Here is a 22,549-nt window from a genome sequence, read left to right as displayed (position 1 = left end):
GGCGGCGGCGAGGTGCCCGGCGGCACCTCAAGCGCCCGCCGAGGAGGCCGGACGACGGCTGTAATTATGAATTTCGCCGGCAAAGAAGTGCCCGCTTGTAGTAAGATCCAGCGCTAGTGGCGAAGCCTCGAGTGCCGCTCGCCAGCTCCTTCAGGATCATTGATGACGCTGCCCCCGCCCACCGCCGAACGTACCCTCAAGCATGTGCGCAGCGTGCAGCTTGGTGGCTACAAGCGGAGCGACGGACGCTGGGACATCGAGGCACGTCTGACCGATGTCAAAGATCAGGACTACCTCTTGTCGTCAGGTTTGCGCAAGCGGGGCGAGGCCGTGCATGACATGTGGCTGCGGGTGACCATCGACTCGCGAATGGGCATCGTCGACGCCGTGGCCAGCACTGATGCCATGCCGTATGTTGGCCATTGTGATCGCATCACGCCGGCCTACCGGCAACTGATCGGCCTCAACCTCTTTCATGGTTTCCGCACGGCGGTCAAGACACTGTTTCGCAGCACGCGCGGCTGCTCGCACCTGAGTGAGTTGGCAATGTTCCTGCCCACCGCTGCGCTGCAGACTTTCGCCAGCGACGTGCCGGACAACGACGACAGCGGACACAAACCCTATCAGCTCGATCGCTGCCACGCGCTGGAGTCCCATTCAGACGCGGTACGCCAGTACTATCCACGTTGGTACCGCGGCCAGAAGCCGGGGTAGGAAATTCTGCCCTGCGGTTCATTACGTTTCGCAACCTTAACTCAAGCAAGGAAAGCGCATGAAAATTCACGAATATCAGGGCAAGGAACTCCTGAAGAAATTCGGCGTTGTCGTTCCGCGCGGGGTGTTCTGTCCGACCGTCGAAGACGCGGTCAAGGCAGCCGAGACCCTGGGCGGCAAAGTCTGGGTCGTGAAGGCTCAGATTCACGCCGGCGGGCGCGGCAAAGGCGGCGGCGTCAAGGTGGCCAAATCGCTCGATGAGGTGCGGCAGTATGCGAACCAGATTCTCGGCATGCAGCTCGTCACCCACCAGACCGGACCGCAGGGCCAGAAGGTGCGGCGTTTGCTGATCGAGGAAGGGGCAGACATCCGCAAGGAATACTATGTGGCGGCGCTGACCGACCGCGCGACGCAGACGGTTGCCATGATGGCCTCGTCGGAAGGCGGCATGGATATCGAGGAAGTCGCGCACAAGACACCCGAGAAAATCATCAAGGTCTTCGTCGACCCCGAGGAGGGACTGACCGACGCGCAGGCGGGGCAACTCGCCGACGGTATCGGCGTACCGGCCGAATCGCGCGACAAGGCCGTGGCAACATTCAAAGCGCTCTTCAAGTGCTACATGGAGACCGACGCTTCGCTGGCCGAGATCAATCCGCTGATTCTTGAAGGGAACGGCAACATCAAGGCGCTCGACGCCAAGTTCAATTTCGACTCCAATGCGCTCTATCGGCAACCGGAGATCGTTGCCTACCGCGATCTCGACGAAGAAGATCCGGACGAACTCGAAGCCTCGAAGTTCGACCTCTCGTATATTTCGCTCGACGGCAACATCGGGTGTCTGGTCAACGGTGCAGGCCTGGCGATGGCGACGATGGACACGATCAAGTTCTTCGGTGCCGAACCGGCCAACTTCCTTGATGTCGGCGGCGGCGCAACCACGGAAAAGGTCACCGAGGCCTTCCAGATCATGCTGCGCAACCCCAAGGTCAAGGGGATTCTGGTCAACATCTTCGGTGGCATCATGCGCTGCGACACGATTGCCACTGGTGTCGTTGCCGCGGCGCGCGAAACGCACCTCTCGGTTCCGCTGGTCGTGCGCATGAAGGGGACCAACGAGGATATCGGCAAGAAGATCCTGAGTGAATCCGGCCTGCCGATCATCACCGCTGATTCAATGGCGGAAGCCGCCACCAAGATCGTCGCTGCGGTCAGTTAAGGAGCCACCATGTCGATTCTGATTAACAAAGACACCAAGATCATCACCCAGGGGATCACCGGCAAGACCGGGCAGTTTCACACCGAAAAATGCCAGGAATACGCCAATGGCAAGAACTGCTTCGTCGCCGGGGTGAACCCGAAGAAAGCCGGCGAGAGCATCTTCGGCATTCCGATTTACGCGTCGGTCAAGGAAGCCGCCGCGCAGACCGGCGCCACCGTCTCGGTGATCTACGTTCCACCACCCGGTGCGGCAGCGGCGATCTGGGAAGCGGTCGAAGCCGACCTCGACCTGGTGATCTGCATCACCGAAGGGATTCCGGTACGCGACATGCTGGTTGTGCGCAACAAGATGAAGAAGCGCGAAGCCGCTGGCGGCAAGAAGACCTTGCTGTTGGGCCCGAACTGCCCTGGACTGATCACGCCCGACGAAGTCAAGATTGGCATCATGCCGGGTCACATCCATCGCAAGGGGCGCATCGGCGTCGTTTCCCGCTCGGGTACGCTGACCTACGAAGCGGTCGGCCAGTTGACCGAGATTGGCCTTGGTCAGTCGTCGGCGGTCGGTATCGGTGGTGACCCGATCAACGGCCTGAAGCATATCGAGATCATGCGGCTCTTCAACGACGACCCGGATACCGATGCAGTGATCATGATCGGCGAGATCGGCGGTCCTGATGAAGCAAACGCCGCGTTGTGGTGCAAGGCCAACATGAAGAAACCGGTCGTCGGCTTCATTGCCGGCGTCACGGCACCCGCCGGCAAGCGGATGGGCCACGCCGGCGCGCTGATTTCCGGCGGTGCCGATACCGCCGAAGCCAAACTGGCGATCATGGAAGAGTGCGGTTTCACGGTGACCCGCGATCCTTCGGAAATGGCCAAACTGATCAAGTCGATGATCTGAGCCCGTTGCCTGCAGTGCAGAGTTGGGGAAAAGAGGGCAGACGATCGTCTGCCCTCTTTGTTTGCTCTTGGCGAGTCGAGTTTTGCCGGTAAAATCAGGGCTGCGCCAGTTCATCGACGGCCTGCCTGGCGAGCCCCCGAAGCAGCAGCCATCACAGTGTCAAAACCATGAGGAGAGAATGGCGCTATTTCTGACTGAAAGCGATGTCGCACAATTGTTGACGATGCCGCTCGCGCTGGAGGCAGTGGAAGCCGCGCACCGAGCCTTGGCTGTGGGGCAGGCGCTCGATGTGCCACGCCAGCGCACGCGTCTGCCGCAGACCACGCTGCATGTTCTGCAAGGAGCACTGCCCGAGCTCGGAGTGATTGGCTACAAGGCCTACACGAGCAATCGCTCGGGAGTGCGCTTTCTCGTCCATCTGTACGACGCCTCGAGCGGCAGCCTGCGCGCCGTGCTCGAGGCCGACCGCCTGGGCATGATGCGCACCGCCGCTGCCTCCGGCGTCGCGACGCGCTGCCTGGCGCGGCCGGAGGCGCGCGTGCTCGGAATGTTTGGCGCCGGTTGGCAGGCCGAAGGCCATCTCGAGGCGATTGCCGCGGTACGTGCGCTCGACTGGGTCAAGGTCTATTCGCGCAACGCAGAACGACTGCAGAACTTTTGTCGACGAATGTCGGAGCGCCTGGGGCTCGAGGTGCGAGCGGCAGCGTCACCGGAAGACGTGGTGCGCGGCAGTGATCTGGTGAGCACGGTGACGACTGCCGCCAGTCCGCTGTTCAGTGGCGACTGGCTGGCGCCAGGAACGCACATCAACGCGGCCGGATCGAATTCGCTGATCAGGCGCGAGCTCGGTGAAGACGTGCTGAAACGCTGTTCGGCGATTGTCGTCGATAGCGTCGAAACGGCGCTGCGCGAAGCCGGCGATCTGTTGCCCTGGCTGGAGAAGGGTCGCCTGCATGTCGGCCAGTTGCGCGACCTTGGTCAGGTGCTCGCCGGGCGTCAGCCCGCGCGGACGACCGTCGACGAGATCACCTTGTTCGAATCGCAAGGCCTGGCCGTGCAGGACCTGGCCCTGGCTGCTCGCCTGGAGAGCCTCGCACGTACGCGCGGTCTGGGCAGCGAACTGCCGTATGGAGCCTAGCCGTGCCCAACAGCCTGTCCGGTGCGCTTGAGGTTGCCGTCCAGACGGACCCCGGATTGGTCAGAGGACACAATGAAGACGCTGTCTTTGCTGACGCTGGTCGTGGGCTGGCGATTCTCGCCGACGGCATGGGCGGCTACAGCGCCGGGGAGGTGGCGAGCAGCATGGCCACCAAGCTCCTGTCTTCCCGCCTTGAAGCTGCCTTCAAGTCGGTTCCGGCGCACACGCGGGACGGCAGGACAGGGCAGCCGTTTGCCCACAGTTGCCTGGTGCAGCAGATTGCCGCGGTCAATTCAGCGATCTATCGAGCCGCAGAAAGCCAGGTCCAACTCGTTGGTATGGGAACTACGCTAGTCGCCGTCGTGTTTTGCGACAACAAGCTGGTCGTCGCGCATGTGGGAGACTCGCGTCTATACTGTCTACGGGGCGGGAGCTTCGCCGCCATGACACGCGATCATTCGCTGCTGCAGGAGCAGATCGACAGCGGCCTGATTTCGGTCGAGGAGGCGCGCCACTCGATCAACAAAAACCTCGTGACGCGAGCGGTTGGCGTGGACCCGGAGGTTGATGTGGAGATCCATCTTTACCCGGTGCAACCTGGCGACCTTTATCTTCTTTGTTCCGACGGGCTTTACGATATGGTGGACGACCCGGAAATCCACCGTACGCTCGAAACATATGGCGCGAATCCCGATCTGGCGGCCCGCCAGCTCATCCGCACCGCGAACGACAATGGCGGCGAAGACAATGTCTCGGTCGTCGTGGTCAAGGTCTTGCGCGAGTTTCCTGCTGGCAGCGCTTGCTGGTGGAAACCGTGGTCGTGGTTTAGATAAGGAAGAAGCAAACAATGGCAAAGCTCGTACTCAGCATGGACGGCCTGGTTCTCAAGGAGATCCCTCTGCGCAAGGAGCGCATGAGCATCGGGCGTAAGGCGCATAACGACATACAGATCGACAACATGGCGATCAGCGGCGAACATGCGGCCGTCGTCACGATCCTCAACGACTCCTTCCTGGAAGACCTGAACAGCACCAACGGAACGATGGTGAACGGCCAACCGATCAAGAAACATTTTCTGAAGGATGGCGACGTCATCGAACTTGGCAAGTACAAGATGAAGTATCTGCTCGCCCCGCCAAGCCAGGAGAAAGCGGATTACGACGGGCGTATGCCGGTCGACACGGTCCCCGTGCCGGAGCTGAGCAAGGCGAGCGATCCAGTCGGTTCGGCGCCGCGCTTTGAGCTGCCGTCCTCGCCGGTGCCGCCGGCCGCCATCCAGTTGCTCAGTGGTTCAAACACCGGTCGCGAACTTCAACTGACCAAGACGTTGACCACGCTCGGCAAGCCGGGCGTGCAGGTCGCCGTCATCGCCCGGCGTCCGCATGGCTACTTCCTGACGCACGTCGAAGGAGCGGCATATCCTTTGCTCAACGGCAAGGCGATCGATGCGCAAGCGCGGCGGCTCGAAGATCACGATGTGATCGAGATTGCCGGCGTCAAGATGGAATTCTTTCTCAAGGTCTGATGTCGTCTGCTCGGTCTGCCCGCCTGTCTGCGGGTGTTCTCGCCAACGTGCGCTAGGAAGGAACACGATGGAAGCCGTGGGGCCCGCATGAAGGTTACGGTTCTCGGCTGCAGCGGCGGAATCGGCGGCGCGCAGTTGCGGACGACGTCGATTCTGGTCGATCATGATCTGCTGATCGACGCCGGAACCGGCGTTGCCGATCTCCCGCTCGCCGATCTGGCGCTTATCGACCACGTTTTCTTGACGCATTCGCATCTCGATCACATCGCAGCGTTGCCGCTCTTGATCGATTCGGTCAGCGATCTGCGCAGCAAACCGGTGACCGTGCATGCGACCGCGGCGACCATCGACATTCTCGTCCGGCACGTCTTCAACTGGTCGATCTGGCCGGATTTCAACGCTATCCCGAACCGTGAACGCGCGCTCATGCAGTATCAGTCGATCAGTATCGGCCAGTCGGTTCGCCTGGGGACACGGACGATCACCGCGCTGCCCGCCGAACACACGGTTCCGGCGGTCGGCTACCAGCTCGACTCGGGCGCTGGCAGCTTGGTCTTCACCGGCGATACGACGACCAACGCCGCTTTCTGGCCGATCGTCAATGCGATCGCCAACCTGCGCTACCTGCTCATCGAAACTGCTTTTCCAGATGAGGAAAAGGCGCTGGCCGAGGTCTCCAAACACCTCTGCCCAAGCATGCTGGCCAGCGAGTTGCGCCGCTTGCGGCTTGCGCCAAAAATTTATATCAGCCACTTGAAACCGGGCCAGATCGAGTTGACGATGTCCGAAATCGAGGCCGCCGTGAGCGAATTCAAGCCCAGGATGCTGCGCCACGGCCAGGTTTTCGAGCTCTGAGCGTTCCCGCAAGCAGCCCCGGCAACTGACAATTCTTGTCAGGTCGCTGACGCAGACCGCCGTTGCCGGGTGCCGCATCGCCTGCCGATACGTGCCGTTCCGGCGATTTCCTGCCTGGCACGAAACTTGATTCAGTGAATGCAACGGAGCGTCCGTTGCATTCACTGGAAGGAGTTCAATTGATGAAAAAGCTGCAAAAGGGCTTTACCCTGATCGAGCTGATGATCGTCGTCGCGATCATCGGTATCCTGGCGGCGATCGCCATTCCACAGTTCTCTGAGTACACCAAGAAGGGTGAAGACAAAGCTGCGCAATCGGATGCCAAGAACTGGCTAACGTCTGCGGTTGCGGCGTCGAACAACTGATAATTGATTGCTGATGAACTCTCAGGAGAATGTGATGAATAAAATGGTTTCTCTCGCGGCGTTTGCCGTAATGGCGTCGCTGAGCGCGACGGCGAGCGCGGCTCCAAACGGATGTGCCGGGGCCGGTGCGCAGGTCACTGTAGCCGCTGATAATACGAAGTTTGCCCGCAACGGCTTTGTCGGAAAGTGTTCGAACAACGTACTGCTTCAGTACTCACAAAACAACACGGCTTTCGGGGTTGTGGCCGGTTCTCAGAAAGGCAAGTCGTATTTCGGCGGCGGTTCGAATGGAGGGGGAATCAAGTACATAAACAACTGTGCCAGCACGGGTTGTACGGATACTACCGAAATCACCTCGGGGAACTCCGACACTCAAATGAATGCGAGCTGAGTGACCCTCTGTTAGACGACTAGGGGGCGCGCTCTGCGCGCCTTTTTCGTTCCATGTGGGCGTTCTGTCTAAGCGCTTTACGATCCGGCTTTCGCTCGCGCGCGGTGCTGCTGAGCCTCATCCTCGGGACACTGCTGGTCGGCGTCGCATTTCTTGCTGCGTCCTTTTCGCCGCGACAACCGCAGACGGTGACCATTGATGTCGGGTTTTCGGGCATCCGTTTCAGCCTCGTCCTGCTTGCCGTATTCTGGGTGCACGAACTGGTCGGCCGCGAGGTCGAACGGCGCACCGTGCTCTACGCGCTGGCCTATCCCGTGTCGCGTGCCTCATATCTGCTGGGCCGCTTTCTCGGTGTCGTCGGCCTGCTGCTGGTCGCCGCAGCCGCGCTGGGAACCTTACTCTGGTTTTCCGTTCACTGGGCGCAAAGTCACTATGCGCAGGGCTATCCGGTCAATGTCGGCTGGCCGTATCTGGTAGCCCTCATCGGCGTATTGATCGACGCCATCGTAGTTGCCTCCTTTGCGCTGTGGATTGCCAGCCTGTCAACCGTGCAGATGCTTCCGGTTGCTCTGGGCATCGTTTTTGCCGTAGCCGGAAAAAGCCTGGGATCCGTGCTCGACTATATCGAGCGGGGTGCCGATGGCGATGAAGCCTTGACTGGGCGTTACGGGCCCGTGCTGCAGGCCATTCAGTACGCTATGCCCGACTTGTCTCGCCTCGACTGGCGCACTTGGCCGATGTATGGGACTTCACCCGGCGAGGGGGCGATCTTCTATGGCGTGCTGCTGGCGGTCGGCTATTCGACGTTGCTGCTCGCCTTGGCGGTCCTCACGTTCCGCCGACGCGAGTTCTTTTGAGAATGGCCGGCGCGCAACGGACGGCCTGGCTGCCGATGCTGCTAGCGATGGCTGGGGGATTGGCTTTCTGGGCGGGACAGACAGGCATCCAGGAGGTGAAGCGACCGCGTCCGAAAGCGGAAATCGAGGTGGTTCTTCCGGTGTTCGTTCAGGTTGCACTCACCGGAGGGGACCGCTATCTTGCGGCAAGCTGGTCGAGCATTCGCGCCCTGGTCACCGAAACCGTTCGCATGGCCCCCGAGGGGTACCGTATCCTTGCTTTGGTGCAGGAAGATGTTTCCTGGCTCAACCCGGCGCACGAAGACAACTACTACATTGCGACAGCCATCCTGCCGTGGGAAGGAGAAGTGGACGCGACACAGGTAATTCTTCGGCGGGCAACGTTGGCTCGTCCGTTCGATTACCAGCCTCCGTTCTACTACGCGTTCAACCAGATGCATTTTAAGGGTGATGCGCTCGGAGCATCCGAGTGGTTGCGTAGGGCGGCAAGCAAACTGTCCGATCCGGACGAGCAATTGACGATGGAGAATTTTGCTGCCCGGTGGCTTGACAAGACGCAGGATCTCGATTTGGCGGCAAGGATCGTCGACTCGATGGCTGCCCAAGCCAAACGCGAGGATTTCGCCGCCTATCTGCGGCAGCGCAGCCAGCGGCTACGCGATCTGGCGGCGTTGCGTCGGGCCGCGACGAGCTATACCGAGCGGCATCAGCGGCCGCCTGAATCGCTCGACGATCTGGTGCGCAGCGGGCTGATTGCGCAGATACCGCAGGATCCTTTCGGCTCGGGCTTTGCGCTCGATCAGGCGGGATTGCCGGTGATTGCGGGGAGTGTCGCCAGGAGCGCCGGGAAATGAGCCCTGCGATCCTGATCGAAGGCTTGTCGAAGACCTACCCGCGGGCGTGGCTGACACCGCCTTTCGAAGCGCTGCGCAGCATCTCGCTGGAGATCGCGCCGGGTGAGGTCTTTGGGTTCATCGGACCGAACGGCGCCGGCAAGAGCACTGCAATCAAGGTCCTGACCGGCGTTCTGCAGCCGAGCCATGGGTCGGCAGCGCTTTTCGGCAAGGACGTTTCCTTGCCCGAGGCGCGGCGTGGCTTGGGCTATGTGCCGGAGAATCCCAGCCTGTACGACTATCTGACGCCGCTGGAAATTCTGCGCATGGGTCTGGCCATCCACGGGGTGAAGCCGGCCAATGAGCGCCGCCACTGTCTGCAATGGCTCGATCGCTTCTCTCTTGCCCAGGTGGCAGACAAGCGCGTGCGCAGCTTTTCGAAAGGAATGACGCAGCGCGTAGCGCTTGCTCACGCGATGGCCATCGAGCCGCGGCTGCTGATTCTTGATGAGCCTTTGTCGGGCCTGGATCCGGTTGGCCGCAAGGATGTCGTCGACATTCTCGGCGAGTACCGCCAAGCGGGCGGAACGATCTTCCTGACTTCGCACGTTCTGCACGATGTCGAGCGCTTGGCCGACCGCTTTGGCCTCATTCACCGGGGGGATCTGGTCACCGTGCAGGCACCCGGCGAATTGCTGCATGCCGAGCAGACGGTGACCGTTCGTTCGAGCGGAGCAAGCCCGGTTGCTACGTTTGTTCAGGAGACCCAGGGGCGTTGGCGTGCCGACTTGCGCCGGGACGAACTTTGGCCGGCCCTTGACGCGCTGCGCGCGGCCGGACATTCCGTTCTCGAAATCCGGCCAACCTTGACCCTGGAAGATGTCTTCTTCCGTTACCTCGACGCGGGATCTGCGTCGCCGTCCGGCGATGCGCCGCCAGCATCTCCCCGGATGCCTGACAGGTACGCCGCACGAAGTGCTGCCCGGTGATTGGCTAACCGCCGGAAATGGCTGTCTTGGGAACGGGTCGCAGCAACCATCGTCCGAGCGCTGACGAAGCGACCCGCCCAGCGTAGTGCGCTGCCGGCTGGCCGCCCTGCCGTTCGGCGAGCGTCTGTTGGTAGTCTGGCTGCCTGCGTGGGAAAGTGGCGGCGCGCCACAGTTCGTTGAATGCCGTATGAGCGCCAATCAGGAGAAACAGGCACGCGAGCCACAAGGTACTCCGCCTTGCCAGGCGCTTCTCGCCGAGCAGAGTGTCAAGACTGACGATCAGGAGGACGATCAGCGCCGGTGCGCTCAGGCGTAGACCAAGATCGTTCGATGGCCCAAGGCGAACGAAAGGGAGTGCCAGCAGGATGAACACAGCGAGCCAGAACTCAATCTTGTCCCGTCGAACGTGCGGCGCCAAGACCAGCGCCAGAAAAAGGAACTCGCAACAGACAAAGAGCGCGTAAGTATGGGCAGAAAACGGTTGCAGTGCGTAGCCTGTCCCCGGTGCGGCTGGCGACGATGCTCTTGTCAGGCTTCCCTGAATGGGCGCGGCGTCGGTCAACAGAAAGGCACTGAGCGGCAGGGCGAACACCAGGGCTGCTGCACAACTGGTCCAAGGAATTGCGCCGCAGCCGTGTCGGCGAACCGCAGTAATCGCGGCGAGCGCGGCAAAGGGAAGCAACGCCGGGGCAGCAAAAGGCGTCCAGATCAGGCTCAAAGACAATGCTGCCGCCATCACCTGGAACAACTCGTCGCGTTGGCGGTGCCGCCAGTAGAGCAAGGTGACGATCCAGATCGGCAGGCAGTGATTCGGTGCCCAGAGCAGTTGATTGGTGAGCGAGGGGTAGCTCAGGGGAGCCCACCACTCCATGCGCAGGGGAAATTCTGGCCACGATTCGGTTGCGATGAACTGGCCGACGAGGTCCATCCCGCTGAAAAACACAGCCAGCGCCAAGCTCAGCGCCAAGCGCCAACCGACGCGTCCCGGAAGGGGTAGCAGCAACAGGAAGAGCAGAACGCCGGCGACCGTCCAGAAGTAGACGGCCAGGTCGAGATGGGCCAGGCCGAACCACTTGCCGAAAACCGCCATCGGTAGAAAGAAGCCGATTGCTGAACGCAGGATTAGCGGTTCGCCTGCTGCCGAGAAGTAATAGACGGGCCAGTTGGCGTGAATCAAGTCGCCAAGCACCGCATCGCGAATCTCCCAGTCGGGGTTGGCGTACATGAAATGACTGCCGCCACCAAAGACCGACCAAAGCGCGCTGGTCAGGAGAATGACCAGGAATGCAGTCGGCGCATACGCTGATGATGCCGGCCGTGCGAGCACGCGCAAGGCCGCAGCCAGCAGGTAAACCGCCACCGCCAAGAGCAGCAAGGCCGGGCCGATGCGAAACCAGCCGAGCAGGAACAGCAGGTTGGGCAGCGCCAGGTAGACGAGCGCGCACGCAGTGAGCCTGCCGTCGGGCGGCAGGTCGGACGCGCCAACCTGCGTTGCCGGTGGGTCATCGCCGTTGCCGCTGCCTGCAGCGACGGTTTTCATTTCTCGTCCGGGGCAAAATTGACTCGTTCCTTCTCGACGACCAGCGGCCGCTTGAGAACCTGCGTGTGGATGGCCGCGATGTATTCGCCGAGTATGCCGATGAAGAACAACTGCACCGAGGCAAAGAAGAAGAAGCCGATGACCACCGGCGCGACGCCGAGCGAAAACTGATCCCAGCGTAGCAGCTTGTAGATCAGGTAGACGATGGCGACGAGCAGGCTGAGGGCGGAGAGCAAGAAGCCGGCCATGGTCGCCAGGCGTATCGGCACCTTGGAGTGGCTGGTGATGCCGAGGATAGCCATGTCGTACAGCGTGTAGAAGTTGTTCTTGCTAATCCCGCGTTTACGTTGCGGTTGAACGAAAGGAACCTCGGCGTGCGCGAAACCGAGGTCGGCGATCATGCCGCGGAAGTAGGGGTAGGGGTCGTCCAGTTGCCGGATGATCTCGACGACCGAGCGGTCATACAAGCCAAAGCCGGTGAAATCCGGAATCAGGCGCGTTTCCGAGATGCGGCCGATCGTCGTGTAGAAGGCGCGACGAATGAAGGTGAGTGCGGTTGTGTGCTGGCTCTGCGGCTTCACCCCGGCAACGATGCGAAAGCCCTCTTCCCATTTGGCAATGAATTCTCCGATCAACTCGGGGGGTTCCTGCAGATCCGAGGCCATGGCGATGACCGCGTCGCCGCGTGCCTGCAGTAGCGCGTGCATGGGGGAACGAATGTGTCCGAAGTTGCGCGTATTGACGATGAGTTTGACGCGCCGGTCGTGCGCGGCGATCGCCTTGATTCTGGCCACTGTCGCGTCGGTCGATGCATTGTCGATGAGGATGTGCTCGTAATCGTAGCCGGGCAGTTGCGCGAACTGGTGGCGGATGCGCGCACACAGTTCATCGACATTGTCTTGCTCGTTGAAGCAGCCGGTGACGACGCTGATCAGCTTCATCGTGGCGCGCAGGCTGCAGCTTCCGATGGCCTGGCCGGCAGGTCGGCAGTGTTGCGCTCGCGCCAAGTACCGGCGGCCAGTGTGGGCCGCCAGTCGGTGCAGCGACACCTGCCTGCCTTGCTCATAAGCCGCGCTGATAGATCAGCGCTTTCAACTGCTCGTTTTCGGCATAGGGGCTGTCGATCATGTCGATCATGATGGGCTCGTCGGCTGCGGCTGCGCGCAACAGCAACTCGCCGCGCATCAGTTCGCGGCACGACAGTTGCCCCTTTTGCAGCGGGATGGCGAGATAGACGTCCTCATCGGACAAGGCGTGGCCCTGGGCGAGTGCCCGTCTGGCATAGACGCCGCGGACCAGCGTGTCGAGGTAGGCAATCTCGCGCGCTGGCGGCAGCCGTTTCTGTGTGCCCGGCGCGCCGCACATCGCGACGACGCGCTTGTACGCCTTGAACCACTGGTCGATCTGCTGCGGCAGGCTGCAATACGGCGACAGCTCTTCAGAGTCGGCCAGGTCGATATGACGTTCGAAGGTGCGCGCGCCCTTCGCGTAGGCAATCGCGATCGAAGTCTGCCAGTCGCCATGCTCGTGCGTCGAGAAGCCGATGGTGTTCAGCGGGTAACGGCGGCGCAGGAAATCGATCTGGTTGAGTTCGAGTTCGTGGTCGGCCGACGGGTAGAGCGACACGCAGTGGTTGATGGCGAGCGGGATCTGTCGTCGGTTGAAGAACTTCACCAGATCGTCGACGTCCTTCAACGACGATCCGCCGGTGGACACGATGACCGGCTTCTTGGTGGCGGCGATCTTTTCGATGAGCAGCCAGTCATTGATGTCCGAACTGGCGATCTTGATGAGGTCGATGCCAAGCTCGACGCACAACTCGACCGAAACCTCATCGAAAGGGGTAGCCATCGGGATGCAGCCTGCCCGCCGGATGGCGTTTGCCAGTGTTGCGTACTCGGTCTTGCTCAGGCGCGTATCGAGCGTCCGCTTGATGTAGCGGATATCCGAGCGAGCGCGGAAGTCCTTGTGGATGAAGGCGTCGACGTCACGCAACTGGAGCTTGATCGCCGCCTTGACATTGTTGAAGCGGACAATCCGGGAAAAGCTGGTGACGATGCGCAGGCCGCGTTCGAGGCTTCCCTGGTGGTTGTTGGCCAGTTCGAGAACGAACAGATCTTCGAAGATCTCCGAATCCGGCCATTGGTGCGGGGGGTGGATCATGGTCTTGCCGAGGCAACGAGGAGGATGCGAATCTATCATGATCCTGGTCTTTCCGTCGCGTGTGCGACTGCGCGCGGTGGGGTTTCCGCGCCCGGCGCGCGAAGGGCCGGGCAAAGCCGGCAATCACGGTAGAATTGCACCCTTTCGCACGGGCCTGCCGCATGCCGACCGGAATCATCGAATCGCTTGACCACGAAGCACGCGGCGTGACCCGGCTGGCCGGGAAGACGATATTCGTCGAGGGCGCCCTGCCCGGCGAAGAGGTCGAGCATGTCAGCTTCCGGCGCAAGCCGAGCTATGAGATCGCGCGCACGGTGCGCGTACTGGCGCCTTCGCCGGCGCGCGTGCCGCCGCGCTGCCCGCACTTTGGCGTTTGCGGCGGCTGCAGTATGCAGCATCTCGATGCGCAGGCGCAGGTGGCGGTCAAACAAAGGCTGCTCGAGGACAATCTCCGGCATCTCGGGCGGGTGGTTGCCGAAGAGCTCTACGCGCCGATTCAAGGTCAGGCGTGGGCCTATCGTTACCGCGCGCGGCTCAGCGTGCGCCTGGTCGTCAAGAAGGGTGGGGTGCTCGTCGGCTTCCACGAACGGAAGAGCAGTTATGTCGCCGACATGGAGCAGTGCGAGATCCTGCCACGACATCTGTCGGAGATGCTGCTGCCGCTGCGCCGGCTGGTCGAGCGCCTGTCGATCCGCGAGCGTCTGCCGCAAATCGAAGTCGCGGTCGGCGAACGGCAGACGGCGCTCGTGCTGCGCATTCTCGAACCGCTGGTGGCGGCGGATGAAATACTGCTGCGCGAATTTGCCGATCACCACGGCGTCGTCTTTTACCTGCAGCCGCAAGGACCGGCGACGGCTTATCGTTTTCATCCGGCGGCGGGCGCGCGTTTGTCCTACCTGCTGCCGGATTTCGCGATCGAGCACTTCTTCTCGCCAACCGAGTTCACTCAGGTGAACCACGCGATCAACCGCGTGCTGGTGCGCCGCGCGCTGACCCTGCTCGATCCGCGGCCCGGCGAGCAGATCGCCGACATGTTCTGCGGCCTGGGGAATTTCACCCTGCCGATTGCCCGGCGCGGGGCGCGCGTGCTCGGCGTCGAGGGCAGCGCCGAGCTCGTTCGGCGTGCCGGCGAGAACGCTGCGGCAAACGGACTGCAGCACCTGGTCGATTACCGGGTGGCCAATCTCTTCGCGCTCAACGCGGAAGCGCTGGCGGCGCTCGGCCGTTTCGACAAGATGCTGATCGATCCGCCGCGCGAGGGTGCGGTCGAACTGGTCAAGGCGCTGACGGTCGACGACGCGCCGCGGCGCCTGGTCTATATTTCCTGCAGCCCGGCGACACTGGCGCGTGACGCCGGCATCCTGGTGGCAGAGAAGGGCTATCGGTTGCGCGGTGCGGGCGTGGTCAACATGTTCCCGCATACCTCGCATATCGAATCGATTGCTCTTTTCGAACGTTAGCCGGTGACCTCCAGGCAGTCGGCGGCTGGCCGGAAGCGCGTCGCACGATTGGTCTCTTCTACCCCTTGACGAGGAGCATCGGGCACCGATGACAGACATGGACGACAGCGAAGCCCCCAGGCAACGCCAGGGAATTCAGTCGATTGAAGTTGGCAGCCGTCTGCTGCGCGCCTTGGCGCGCAACGGCCGCTCGATGATGCTGCGCGACGTTGCGCGTACCGCCGGAATGCCCGCCGCCAAGGCACGTCGCTACCTGGTCAGCTTCATGCGCATGGGTCTGGTCGAGCAGGATGCGAATACGGGGCGTTACGATCTCGGCGAGTTTGCGCTCGAACTGGGGCTCGCCAGCCTGGCCCGACTCGATCCGGTCCGCGCCGCGGGTCCCGTGCTCGACGACTTTTGCGAGCGCATCGGCGAAACGGTCGCCCTGGCCATGTGGGGCAACCATGGCGCGACCTGCGTGCGCTGGGTCGAAGCCGGCGGTCCGGTGACAATCACGCTGCGCACCGGTGTCGTCCTGCCGCTGACCTCGTCGGCGACCGGACTCGCTTTCGCCGCCTTCTACCGTTCGCCTTACCTGAAGAAGATGCTCGAGAGCGAAATCCTGGCCACTGCCCAGGCGCGTGGGATGGCGCCGGACGACGTCCTGGCCAGCCTGACCGAGCAACTCGATGAAATCCGCCGGCACGGCCTGTCGCGCGCTTCAGGCAGCGTCACGCCAGGCATCAACGGGTTCAGTGCACCGGTATTCGACCATCGCGGACATATGGTCGCCGCGCTCACGTCACTTGGCATCATCGGCAACTTTGAAATGGACTGGGATAGTCCGATGGCGCTGGCGACGCGCGAAGCGGCGGCAACCCTGTCGCGGCGGCTCGGCTACCGGGGTGTTCCGGGAGCAACGCCGCAGGCTGATGAACTGCTCGCCGCGACGCTGGAGGCGGTTGCCGGTGATGGGCGCGCGAGTTAGCTGCCGGGCAGCGTGCGGTGCATGCTGCATTGCGCCGTCGATCACGACCGCGTATTCCGGTCACCCGCTGGGGAAACCGGCCGGCCAGGTGTGCAGCCATCTGACTACCGACTTTCGCTGCCGTCTCTGGGGCTGTGCCGAACGACCCGGTTTTTGCGCCGGCCTGCAGCCATCGGTCGAAATGTGCGGCGACGATCGGCAGCACGCACTCGCCTGGCTCGCCGCGCTGGAGGAGGCGACCCGGCCGCGCGCAGGCGGCGAGGAATGCAGCCGTTGATTCGGTACCGATCGCGGTGGGTCCAGCCCTGGCCCGTCGGCTGAGGCAGGGGACGATTTCCGGTGCTACGAATCGACCTTCCGGGAAAGGTGCCGGCCTTGCGGCTGGCGCGAAGTCGGTCGTTCGCCGTTCGCCCGACTAATAAAGCAGGAATTCGCGCCGTTCGTCTTCCCACATCGCTTCGTCGGCACGGCAGATCGCGTCCAGGTCGGCGGGTGTCGCCTGCGTATCGTCTACCCATTCGCGGAGCAGCGCCGAGCCGTTGATCAGGTCGATCGCCAGCCGTTCGTACTCATACTCGTAGGGAAAATCGCGCCAGAGTGCATAGTCTGGCCGCAGTGTACGCAGAGCCTTGAAAGCCAGGCACTGGATTCGCCAGGGGCGAAAGGTGTGGTGTTGGTAGTGCGCGTCGTCGACGTGAATCTGGATGCCATGACACAGGGTGCCGGCATGCTTGTGAAAAGTCGGTTCGAACCAGCACTCGCGCAAGCGGCAACCGGATAACCAGTCGGGCGCCAGACCGTACATCGTCGTCAACAGGCCTCGTGCGTCGAGGTCCGGCGCGCCGAAAAGCTCGAGCGGTCGGCTCGTTCCCCGCCCTTCGGACAGTGTCGTCCCCTCGAGCATCACCGTGCCAGCATAGCAGCGTGCCATCGACACGTTCGGCGCATTCGGACTGGGGTTGATCCAGGTCCGTTCGCCGAGCGGCCAGCCAAAGCCAGGGGCCTGGTCGGGAAACCAGGCATGCATGCGGATGACGGTGCAGTCAAGGGTCAGATTGCACTGCCGGATGAACCAGCCGGCGAGTTCGCCGATCGTCAGACCGTGGCGCATCGGCAGTGGGCCGGCGCCGACAAAGGTTTCCCATCCCGGGCGCAGGAGCAATCCCTCGAGCGGCCGCCCGGCCGGATTCGGACGGTCAAGCACGTAAACCGACTTGCCGTGTTCCGCCGCCGCTTCCAGCAGGTAGCGCAGGGTCGTGATGAACGTGTAGATGCGGCAGCCGATGTCCTGCAGATCGATCAGCAGGACATCGAAAGTGTTCATCATCTCACGCGTCGGCCGCCGCACGCGACCGTAAAGACTGAACACCGGGATGCCGTGCGTCTCGTCGTGGAAGTCCGCCGACTCGATCATGTTGTCCTGCTTGTCGCCGCGCAATCCATGCTGCGGGCCGAAAGCGGCGGTGAGATTCAGGTCGCCGAGCGCCGCCAGCGCGTCGAGCGCGTGCTTCAGGTCGCTGCTGACTGAAGCCGGGTGAGCGACCAACGCGATCCGTCGCCCGCGCAGCGGCCGGCGCAGGGCAGGTTCGGCAAGCAGGCGGTCGAGTCCGCTCTGTACGTCGCTCATCAGTCGCCTCCGGGCGTGCGGCGCGGCGCCGCAAGTTCAAGGACGAAACCGCGCCGGTCGTGGAAATCCGGCCGGTCTGCCGCGTGTCGCAGCGCCCAGTAGCTGTGTCGCCCGTCGATCAAGTCGCGCGCTTCGACGACAGCGCACAGCCCGATCTGCAAGCGTGCTTCGCTGGCCGACAAGTCCAGCGTGCCGGGCGGAACGACGGCCTCGAGCTCGATCCGTCCGGCGAAGACGCGCGCCGTGATCTGCGGCGGTGCAAACACCTCGGGCTCTGCTGCGGGTTGCCGGTAGTCGGCAAAGGCGTAGGTGGCCCACTGGCCCGACGGCGAGAAGTTGAACTCGGTGTAGGCGGTTTGGCCGGCGAGGCCGACGAAGGCTTCGAAACAGGTATGCTCCCAAAGGCCGTCGGTACGGCCCGCCGGATCGGGCGTCGGGATGAGCAGGCGGACGATGTCGCCGCGCAGGCAATAGTGGAAGCTGAGCGTGCCGTCGGCACGACGCGTGGCACCGGCCTCGATCGTCCGCACGACCGGTGCCGGCGTCGCCGGATGGCAAAGCAGCGTCAACGGCAAGTCGCCGGGAAGCATCAGAGGAAAGCTTTCGTGGTTCTGGGAGCCGGCGCGGAATCGTCGCCGTGTGCCTGCCGTCGATCGATCTGGTGGGGCGTCAGAGACTCGAACTCTGGACCTACGGATTAAGAGTCCGCTGCTCTACCAACTGAGCTAACGCCCCGACATGCGTCCTACGCCGCAGTGGTGCCCCTTTTCTTGGACGCCTGGTGGGTCGGGTGGGACTCGAACCCACGACCAATGGATTAAAAGTCCACTGCTCTACCGACTGAGCTACCAACCCCCAAGAGGCAGGGATCTTAGTCAGCCGGGCGATGCCTGTCAACGCAAAGCTTTGCCCGCAGGCGGTGTGAAGGCGCTACGGTGCGGCGCGCTTGACATCTGCGCGCTTCATTTGTAGCGTCCTGTTCCGCGGCCGGTAGCGGCCCGCCCTGATGCGAGAACAAGCCCCGATGAGCTTCGCCACTATAAACTACTCAGTTGACGCGGGAATTGCCCGGCTGACGCTGAACCGGCCCGATCGTTTGAACAGCTTCAATGAGGCGATGCACGAAGATCTCAGGCGGGCGCTGGACTTGCTTGAAGCCGATACCAGCGCGCGTGTTCTGGTTCTCGACGGTGCCGGGCGAGCTTTCTGCGCCGGCCAGGATCTGAGCGATCCGGCCGTGGCGATCGGCGATCAGCCACCGGCTATCGGCGATGTCATCGAGCGCAACTACAAGCCGCTGGTTCTTCGTCTGCAGAGGCTGCAGGTGCCGACGCTGTGCGCCGTGCGGGGGATTGCCGCGGGTGCTGGCGTCAGCCTGGCGCTTGCCTGTGACATCGTCGTCGCCGCGCGGTCGGCCAGCTTTCTGCAGGCGTTCAGCCGGATCGGCCTGATTCCCGATAGTGGTGGAACCTGGTTCCTTCCGCAGCGCGTTGGCATGGCGCGTGCGCTGGGTCTCGCCCTGCTGGCCGAGCGCCTGTCAGCCGAACAGGCGGCTGCCTGGGGGTTGATCTGGGCATGTGTGGATGACTCTGACCTGGACCCCACGGTAGGCCGCCTCACCGCGCAACTTGCCGGATCGGCGACGTCGGCTCTCGTGCGCACGCGCGAGGCGATGCGCGCGGGCATGAGCAACGCGCTTGAACGCCAACTCGACCTCGAACGCGACATCATGCAGGAACTGGGCCACTCGCAGGATTACCGGGAGGGGGTCAGCGCATTCATGGCAAAGCGGCCGGCCAGGTTTCGCGGCGAGTAGGCGAACAGGGTGCAGGCGATTTGCCGTCCCAAGGCCGGCCGCCATTGCCGCACGCGCCGCGTGTTGCACGGGCGGGTATAGGATCTGTCATGTCCCGAGCAAGTGGCGGTGCGCCGCCGACGCAAGCTGCTCTCAGGCTCGCCGGCGAAACGGCGCAAGCGATGTTCGAACGCGATGCCGCAAGCAAGCTGATTGGACTGCGCCTGCTCGCCGTTCGACCCGGCTACGCCAGACTGGCGATGCTTGTCCGCCCCGATATGGTCAATGGACACCACATTTGTCACGGTGGCTACCTTTTTACGCTCGCCGATTCTGCTTTTGCCTACGCCTGCAACAGTTACAATCGCAACACGGTCGCCTCGGCGTGCCACATCGACTTTCTCGCCCCAGCGCGCGAGGGTGAGGAACTCGAAGCGGAGTGCGAGGAACGCTCGCTCGCCGGCCGCACCGGCGTCTACGATGTGACGATTCGCAATTGCCAGGGCACGATCATTGCCCTTTTCCGCGGCAAGTCCTATCGAATCGCTGGTGAGGTGATTGCCGGGCTGGCGGCGGAGGCCAGGGACGACGGTTCGTTCAGCTTGCCGGCCAGGACGATGGAAGGGAACCCGCAGTGAAGGCGCACGCACGGGGGCGAGGCGGGACGCCGCATGGGCTGTGGCGAGTACAGGAACAATGACTGAAGCATTCATTTGCGACGCTGTCCGGACGCCGATCGGACGCTACGGCGGAACATTGTCGTCCGTGCGAACTGACGATCTGGCTGCGACGCCGATTCGCGCGCTGATCGAACGTAATGTCAATGTCGATTGGGCAGCGGTAGACGATGTGGTCTACGGCTGTGCCAATCGCGAAGGTGAGGATAACCGCAACGTGGCGCGCATGGCGGGCTCGCTCGCCGGGCTTCCGGTGGAAGTGCCCGGAAGTATGCTGAACCGGTTATGTGCCTCGGGAATGGACGCGGTTGGCCTGGCTGCGCATTTGATCAAGGCGGGTGAGGACGACCTGATCATCGCCGGCGGCGTCGAGAGCATGTCGCGCGCACCGTTGGTGATTGCCAAGGCGCAGACGCCCTTTTCGCCGCGCGCGACGGCGCAGGGCGCGACGGCCGGCTGGCGCTTTGCCAGCCCAATGCTCAAGAAGCTCTACAACACGCGTTCGATGGCGCGGACGGTCGATCATCTGGCTGCCCGCTTCAGGATTTCGCGCTCTGACCAGGACGTCTTTGCCTTGCGCTCACAGCAGCGCTGGGCGGCGGCGTATCGCGGCGGTCGCTTTGCGGATGAAATCGTTCCGGTACGCATTGCACAAAGCAAGGGTGGGCCGCTGTTTGTCGATGTCGATGAGCACCCGAGACCCGAGACGACGCTTTTCACGCTCGCCAAGAGCCCGTCGATCAATGGCTTCGGCGGCACGGTCAGCGCCGGCAACTCGTCCGCCGTTACCGATGGCGCCTGCGCGCTGCTGATGGCGAGCGAGGTTGCCGCACTCGAACACGGCCTCACCCCGCTGGCGCGTGTCGTTGCTCTGGCGACGGCGAGCGTCGATCCATGCCTGATGGGTTGCAGCCCGGTTCCGGCGATCCGCAAGGTTCTGGCGAAGAGCCGACTGTCGCTCGCGCAGATGGATGTGATCGAACTGAACGAGGCTTTTGCCGCGCAATGCCTGGTCGTTCTGCGCGAGTTGTCGATTGCCGATGACGCGAACTGTGTCAATCCGAATGGTGGGGCAATCGCTCTCGGTCACCCGCTGGGAATGACCGGTGCGCGTCTGGTGACGACCGCGACCTGGGAACTACATCGGCGTGCCGGTCGCTACGCCCTGTGCGTGCTGAGCGTCGGCGTCGGGCAAGGACGGGCGATGATCATCGAGCGCGTCTGACCGCGGCCCGCACAGCGGCGCTGCGCGGCCGCGGGCCGGGTTGCTCAGCCGTCGAGGGCGTCGCCGTGCGGCCAGGCCACGAGGCGCGGCGATTCGGTCAGCCAAAGCGGCAGGAACTCGCGGGCGCGCAGCGCGCCGTGTTCGCGCAACGCGTGGACGAACTCGGGCTGGCGATCGAATTTCGAGGCAACGCCCAGCTCGGCCTTGCTCTTGTCCATCGTGATCATGTAGATCGTCACCGGCTGATAGTCGGCAAACAGCCGAACGGCCGGATGCTCGGGGTCCACCTGCGCAATCGGAGCCAGCCGCGCCAGCCATTGATTGATCTTCTCGATGAAGTAGAGCTCCTGATTGAGCGACAGATTACCCGATAGCTCGTTGCGTCTGTCCTCGATCATGCCGAGTGTCCTGGGTTCCTCGCTGCGTTTCTGGGGATTGATCCGAATGACCCAGATTTCCTGCGGTTTGCGGTTCCGCTCGCTGTCGGCGAGAAACTGCCGAACCGGAGGGTTCTGCGAGAAGACGCCATCCCAGTACCGACCTTCACGCTGATCGTCGGCGAACATGCCGGGAATGCGCTGGGCGGGGCGCAGGTCGGGCAAGGTGCCGGAAGCGGCCACCGCTTCGCGGCTGATCGGTCCGCGACGTTCGCAGCGACCCTCCATGGCGGGTCGGAACCACGAGTCGAAAGCGGTGAACGCGCCGCTGATGATCTCCACCGCGCCGAGCAGCAGGCGTGGCCCGGTCTTTTGCTCGGCGATTCGCGCCAGATCCAGCTCGCCGAACTCCGGTGTGCAGGTCTCCAGGAGCGCCATGAAATCGTAGAACTCCGGTCTGATTTCGCCAAAGTCGGCATGCGGCGCGAGCATTTCCTCGACACCCGACCACTGCTTGAGCGAGGCCATCAACAGTTCATGTGATTGCGCCGGGTAGGGCTGCTTCAGCATCAGGCCCATTTCGGCGAGTTTGTAGATCTGCTGGCCGAACCAGTTCATCCCGTATTCGCCCAGCTTCTGCACCTGGAAGGTATCCCAGAGCTGCTTGAGCACGCGGCGCGCCTCGCTTATGCTGCCGGTGCGGTTGCCCTTGGCCATCAGCCCGTACCACACCGAGAAAGCGTTCAGCGCGCCAGCCGAAGTCCCGCTCAGGCCGACGATCTCGAAGCTTCGTCTGGCGTCAGCGGCTGCTTTGCCAACCGCTTCGTCCTCCTTGGCTTGCAGCAGCGCGTCGAGCACGCCGCAGGTGAACGCACCGTGAATTCCACCGCCCTGACAAGCAATCGCGACCCTGCGTGTTTCCATGT

At 62.9% G+C, this 22,549-nt stretch carries 24 protein-coding genes and 2 tRNA genes; 18 read left to right on the top strand and 8 right to left on the bottom strand.

Going from position 1 to position 22,549, the window contains the following annotated elements; all coding sequences use genetic code 11:
• Positions 1-162 precede the first annotated feature (162 nt).
• From Q1L59_RS12845 to Q1L59_RS12790, 12 genes are all read left to right on the top strand, one after another.
• A complete protein-coding gene (locus Q1L59_RS12845) occupies positions 163-714 on the top strand; it encodes a DUF2889 domain-containing protein (RefSeq protein WP_300332768.1) in 552 nt (183 codons plus the stop codon).
• A gap of 58 nt (positions 715-772) precedes the next feature.
• Positions 773-1,933: an ADP-forming succinate--CoA ligase subunit beta gene (sucC, locus tag Q1L59_RS12840; protein WP_300332766.1), complete on the top strand. Its 1,161-nt coding sequence runs from the start codon at positions 773-775 to the stop codon at positions 1,931-1,933.
• A 9-nt stretch (positions 1,934-1,942) separates the two neighbouring features.
• Positions 1,943-2,836 (top strand): succinate--CoA ligase subunit alpha, encoded by an 894-nt coding sequence (gene sucD, locus Q1L59_RS12835; RefSeq protein ID WP_300332764.1) that lies wholly within the window; start codon positions 1,943-1,945, stop codon positions 2,834-2,836.
• A 178-nt stretch (positions 2,837-3,014) separates the two neighbouring features.
• The gene (locus Q1L59_RS12830; RefSeq protein WP_300332762.1) at positions 3,015-3,974 is read left to right on the top strand and encodes an ornithine cyclodeaminase family protein; all 960 of its coding nucleotides are present in this window, start codon (positions 3,015-3,017) and stop codon (positions 3,972-3,974) included.
• Positions 3,975-3,976: 2 nt separating this feature from the next.
• Positions 3,977-4,807 carry a Stp1/IreP family PP2C-type Ser/Thr phosphatase gene (locus Q1L59_RS12825; protein WP_300332760.1) on the top strand — a complete coding sequence of 277 codons (831 nt, stop codon included), beginning with the start codon at positions 3,977-3,979 and terminating at the stop codon, positions 4,805-4,807.
• Positions 4,808-4,821: 14 nt separating this feature from the next.
• The gene (locus Q1L59_RS12820; RefSeq protein WP_300332759.1) at positions 4,822-5,499 is read left to right on the top strand and encodes an FHA domain-containing protein; all 678 of its coding nucleotides are present in this window, start codon (positions 4,822-4,824) and stop codon (positions 5,497-5,499) included.
• Between the two features lie 87 nt (positions 5,500-5,586).
• Entirely contained in the window at positions 5,587-6,354 is a 768-nt protein-coding gene (locus Q1L59_RS12815) for a 3',5'-cyclic-nucleotide phosphodiesterase (RefSeq protein ID WP_300332757.1), read from the top strand.
• A 182-nt stretch (positions 6,355-6,536) separates the two neighbouring features.
• Positions 6,537-6,719, top strand: a complete 183-nt coding sequence (locus Q1L59_RS12810; RefSeq protein ID WP_300332756.1) for a prepilin-type N-terminal cleavage/methylation domain-containing protein — start codon at positions 6,537-6,539, stop codon at positions 6,717-6,719.
• Positions 6,720-6,753: 34 nt separating this feature from the next.
• Positions 6,754-7,110, top strand: coding sequence for a hypothetical protein (locus Q1L59_RS12805; RefSeq protein ID WP_300332754.1), 357 nt, complete (start codon positions 6,754-6,756; stop codon positions 7,108-7,110).
• A gap of 53 nt (positions 7,111-7,163) precedes the next feature.
• The gene (locus tag Q1L59_RS12800; protein ID WP_366145656.1) at positions 7,164-7,967 is read left to right on the top strand and encodes an ABC transporter permease subunit; all 804 of its coding nucleotides are present in this window, start codon (positions 7,164-7,166) and stop codon (positions 7,965-7,967) included.
• A gap of 95 nt (positions 7,968-8,062) precedes the next feature.
• The gene (locus Q1L59_RS12795) at positions 8,063-8,821 is read left to right on the top strand and encodes a hypothetical protein (RefSeq protein WP_300332750.1); all 759 of its coding nucleotides are present in this window, start codon (positions 8,063-8,065) and stop codon (positions 8,819-8,821) included.
• Positions 8,818-9,789: an ABC transporter ATP-binding protein gene (locus Q1L59_RS12790; protein WP_300332748.1), complete on the top strand. Its 972-nt coding sequence runs from the start codon at positions 8,818-8,820 to the stop codon at positions 9,787-9,789. The genes Q1L59_RS12795 and Q1L59_RS12790 overlap by 4 nt, the downstream gene beginning before the upstream one ends.
• A gap of 4 nt (positions 9,790-9,793) precedes the next feature.
• On the opposite strand, the gene Q1L59_RS12785 is transcribed toward Q1L59_RS12790, so the two are convergent.
• From Q1L59_RS12785 to Q1L59_RS12775, 3 genes are all read right to left on the bottom strand, one after another.
• Complete coding sequence (locus tag Q1L59_RS12785; protein WP_300332746.1) at positions 9,794-11,329, bottom strand: hypothetical protein; 1,536 nt, start codon at positions 11,327-11,329, stop codon at positions 9,794-9,796.
• Positions 11,326-12,270, bottom strand: a complete 945-nt coding sequence (locus tag Q1L59_RS12780) for a glycosyltransferase family 2 protein (protein WP_300332744.1) — start codon at positions 12,268-12,270, stop codon at positions 11,326-11,328. Before Q1L59_RS12780 ends, Q1L59_RS12785 begins: the two co-directional genes overlap by 4 nt.
• Positions 12,271-12,391: 121 nt before the next feature.
• Positions 12,392-13,492 carry an N-acetylneuraminate synthase family protein gene (locus Q1L59_RS12775; protein WP_300332742.1) on the bottom strand — a complete coding sequence of 367 codons (1,101 nt, stop codon included), beginning with the start codon at positions 13,490-13,492 and terminating at the stop codon, positions 12,392-12,394.
• Positions 13,493-13,653: 161 nt separating this feature from the next.
• On the opposite strand from Q1L59_RS12775, the gene rlmD reads away from it, so the two are divergent.
• From rlmD to Q1L59_RS12760, 3 genes are all read left to right on the top strand, one after another.
• The gene (rlmD, locus tag Q1L59_RS12770) at positions 13,654-14,952 is read left to right on the top strand and encodes a 23S rRNA (uracil(1939)-C(5))-methyltransferase RlmD (protein WP_300332740.1); all 1,299 of its coding nucleotides are present in this window, start codon (positions 13,654-13,656) and stop codon (positions 14,950-14,952) included.
• An 88-nt stretch (positions 14,953-15,040) separates the two neighbouring features.
• Entirely contained in the window at positions 15,041-15,922 is an 882-nt protein-coding gene (locus Q1L59_RS12765; protein WP_300332738.1) for an IclR family transcriptional regulator, read from the top strand.
• Positions 15,906-16,199, top strand: coding sequence for a YkgJ family cysteine cluster protein (locus tag Q1L59_RS12760; RefSeq protein WP_300332736.1), 294 nt, complete (start codon positions 15,906-15,908; stop codon positions 16,197-16,199). The genes Q1L59_RS12765 and Q1L59_RS12760 overlap by 17 nt, the downstream gene beginning before the upstream one ends.
• A gap of 138 nt (positions 16,200-16,337) precedes the next feature.
• Here the strand turns inward: Q1L59_RS12760 and Q1L59_RS12755 are convergent, their stop codons facing one another.
• The 4 genes from Q1L59_RS12755 to Q1L59_RS12740 form a co-directional block, all read right to left on the bottom strand.
• On the bottom strand, positions 16,338-17,552 hold the full coding sequence (locus tag Q1L59_RS12755; protein WP_300332845.1) for a DUF1343 domain-containing protein: 1,215 nt from the start codon (positions 17,550-17,552) through the stop codon (positions 16,338-16,340).
• On the bottom strand, positions 17,549-18,139 hold the full coding sequence (locus Q1L59_RS12750; RefSeq protein WP_300332735.1) for a DOMON-like domain-containing protein: 591 nt from the start codon (positions 18,137-18,139) through the stop codon (positions 17,549-17,551). The genes Q1L59_RS12755 and Q1L59_RS12750 overlap by 4 nt, the downstream gene beginning before the upstream one ends.
• Before the next feature lie 69 nt (positions 18,140-18,208).
• A tRNA-Lys gene (locus tag Q1L59_RS12745) sits at positions 18,209-18,284 on the bottom strand.
• A gap of 44 nt (positions 18,285-18,328) precedes the next feature.
• A tRNA-Lys gene (locus Q1L59_RS12740) sits at positions 18,329-18,404 on the bottom strand.
• A gap of 169 nt (positions 18,405-18,573) precedes the next feature.
• Between Q1L59_RS12740 and paaG the strand changes: the two genes are divergently transcribed.
• The 3 genes from paaG to pcaF all read left to right on the top strand — a co-directional run bounded on the left by paaG (position 18,574) and on the right by pcaF (position 21,246).
• Complete coding sequence (gene paaG, locus Q1L59_RS12735) at positions 18,574-19,365, top strand: 2-(1,2-epoxy-1,2-dihydrophenyl)acetyl-CoA isomerase PaaG (protein ID WP_300332733.1); 792 nt, start codon at positions 18,574-18,576, stop codon at positions 19,363-19,365.
• 89 nt (positions 19,366-19,454) lie between these two features.
• Complete coding sequence (paaI, locus tag Q1L59_RS12730; protein WP_300332732.1) at positions 19,455-19,982, top strand: hydroxyphenylacetyl-CoA thioesterase PaaI; 528 nt, start codon at positions 19,455-19,457, stop codon at positions 19,980-19,982.
• 58 nt (positions 19,983-20,040) lie between these two features.
• On the top strand, positions 20,041-21,246 hold the full coding sequence (pcaF, locus tag Q1L59_RS12725) for a 3-oxoadipyl-CoA thiolase (RefSeq protein ID WP_300332730.1): 1,206 nt from the start codon (positions 20,041-20,043) through the stop codon (positions 21,244-21,246).
• Positions 21,247-21,290: 44 nt separating this feature from the next.
• On the opposite strand, the gene Q1L59_RS12720 is transcribed toward pcaF, so the two are convergent.
• A complete protein-coding gene (locus tag Q1L59_RS12720) occupies positions 21,291-22,547 on the bottom strand; it encodes a patatin-like phospholipase family protein (protein WP_300332728.1) in 1,257 nt (418 codons plus the stop codon).
• Between the last annotated feature and the right edge of the window lie 2 nt (positions 22,548-22,549).

The sequence above is a fragment of the Accumulibacter sp. genome, from assembly GCF_029255125.1.
Taxonomy (GTDB): Bacteria; Pseudomonadota; Gammaproteobacteria; order Burkholderiales; family Rhodocyclaceae; genus Accumulibacter.
Note: the sequence above shows the minus strand (reverse complement) of the source record. Positions and strands in the feature narration are given on the sequence as shown.

Bases quoted from the DNA above. Each gene is read 5' to 3' on its own strand.
- Q1L59_RS12800 (WP_366145656.1), top strand. From the start codon at position 7,164: ATGTGGGCGTTCTGTCTAAGCGCTTTACGATCCGGCTTTCGCTCGCGC.
- rlmD (WP_300332740.1), top strand. From the start codon at position 13,654: ATGCCGACCGGAATCATCGAATCGCTTGACCACGAAGCACGCGGCGTG.
- Q1L59_RS12805 (WP_300332754.1), top strand. From the start codon at position 6,754: ATGAATAAAATGGTTTCTCTCGCGGCGTTTGCCGTAATGGCGTCGCTG.
- Q1L59_RS12815 (WP_300332757.1), top strand. From the start codon at position 5,587: ATGAAGGTTACGGTTCTCGGCTGCAGCGGCGGAATCGGCGGCGCGCAG.
- Q1L59_RS12810 (WP_300332756.1), top strand. From the start codon at position 6,537: ATGAAAAAGCTGCAAAAGGGCTTTACCCTGATCGAGCTGATGATCGTC.
- Q1L59_RS12830 (WP_300332762.1), top strand. From the start codon at position 3,015: ATGGCGCTATTTCTGACTGAAAGCGATGTCGCACAATTGTTGACGATG.
- Q1L59_RS12750 (WP_300332735.1), bottom strand. From the start codon at position 18,139: ATGCTTCCCGGCGACTTGCCGTTGACGCTGCTTTGCCATCCGGCGACG.
- Q1L59_RS12845 (WP_300332768.1), top strand. From the start codon at position 163: ATGACGCTGCCCCCGCCCACCGCCGAACGTACCCTCAAGCATGTGCGC.
- Q1L59_RS12790 (WP_300332748.1), top strand. From the start codon at position 8,818: ATGAGCCCTGCGATCCTGATCGAAGGCTTGTCGAAGACCTACCCGCGG.
- Q1L59_RS12785 (WP_300332746.1), bottom strand. From the start codon at position 11,329: ATGAAAACCGTCGCTGCAGGCAGCGGCAACGGCGATGACCCACCGGCA.
- Q1L59_RS12720 (WP_300332728.1), bottom strand. From the start codon at position 22,547: ATGGAAACACGCAGGGTCGCGATTGCTTGTCAGGGCGGTGGAATTCAC.
- Q1L59_RS12760 (WP_300332736.1), top strand. From the start codon at position 15,906: ATGGGCGCGCGAGTTAGCTGCCGGGCAGCGTGCGGTGCATGCTGCATT.
- paaI (WP_300332732.1), top strand. From the start codon at position 19,455: ATGTCCCGAGCAAGTGGCGGTGCGCCGCCGACGCAAGCTGCTCTCAGG.
- paaG (WP_300332733.1), top strand. From the start codon at position 18,574: ATGAGCTTCGCCACTATAAACTACTCAGTTGACGCGGGAATTGCCCGG.
- Q1L59_RS12780 (WP_300332744.1), bottom strand. From the start codon at position 12,270: ATGAAGCTGATCAGCGTCGTCACCGGCTGCTTCAACGAGCAAGACAAT.
- Q1L59_RS12775 (WP_300332742.1), bottom strand. From the start codon at position 13,492: ATGATCCACCCCCCGCACCAATGGCCGGATTCGGAGATCTTCGAAGAT.
- Q1L59_RS12820 (WP_300332759.1), top strand. From the start codon at position 4,822: ATGGCAAAGCTCGTACTCAGCATGGACGGCCTGGTTCTCAAGGAGATC.
- Q1L59_RS12765 (WP_300332738.1), top strand. From the start codon at position 15,041: ATGACAGACATGGACGACAGCGAAGCCCCCAGGCAACGCCAGGGAATT.
- sucC (WP_300332766.1), top strand. From the start codon at position 773: ATGAAAATTCACGAATATCAGGGCAAGGAACTCCTGAAGAAATTCGGC.
- sucD (WP_300332764.1), top strand. From the start codon at position 1,943: ATGTCGATTCTGATTAACAAAGACACCAAGATCATCACCCAGGGGATC.
- pcaF (WP_300332730.1), top strand. From the start codon at position 20,041: ATGACTGAAGCATTCATTTGCGACGCTGTCCGGACGCCGATCGGACGC.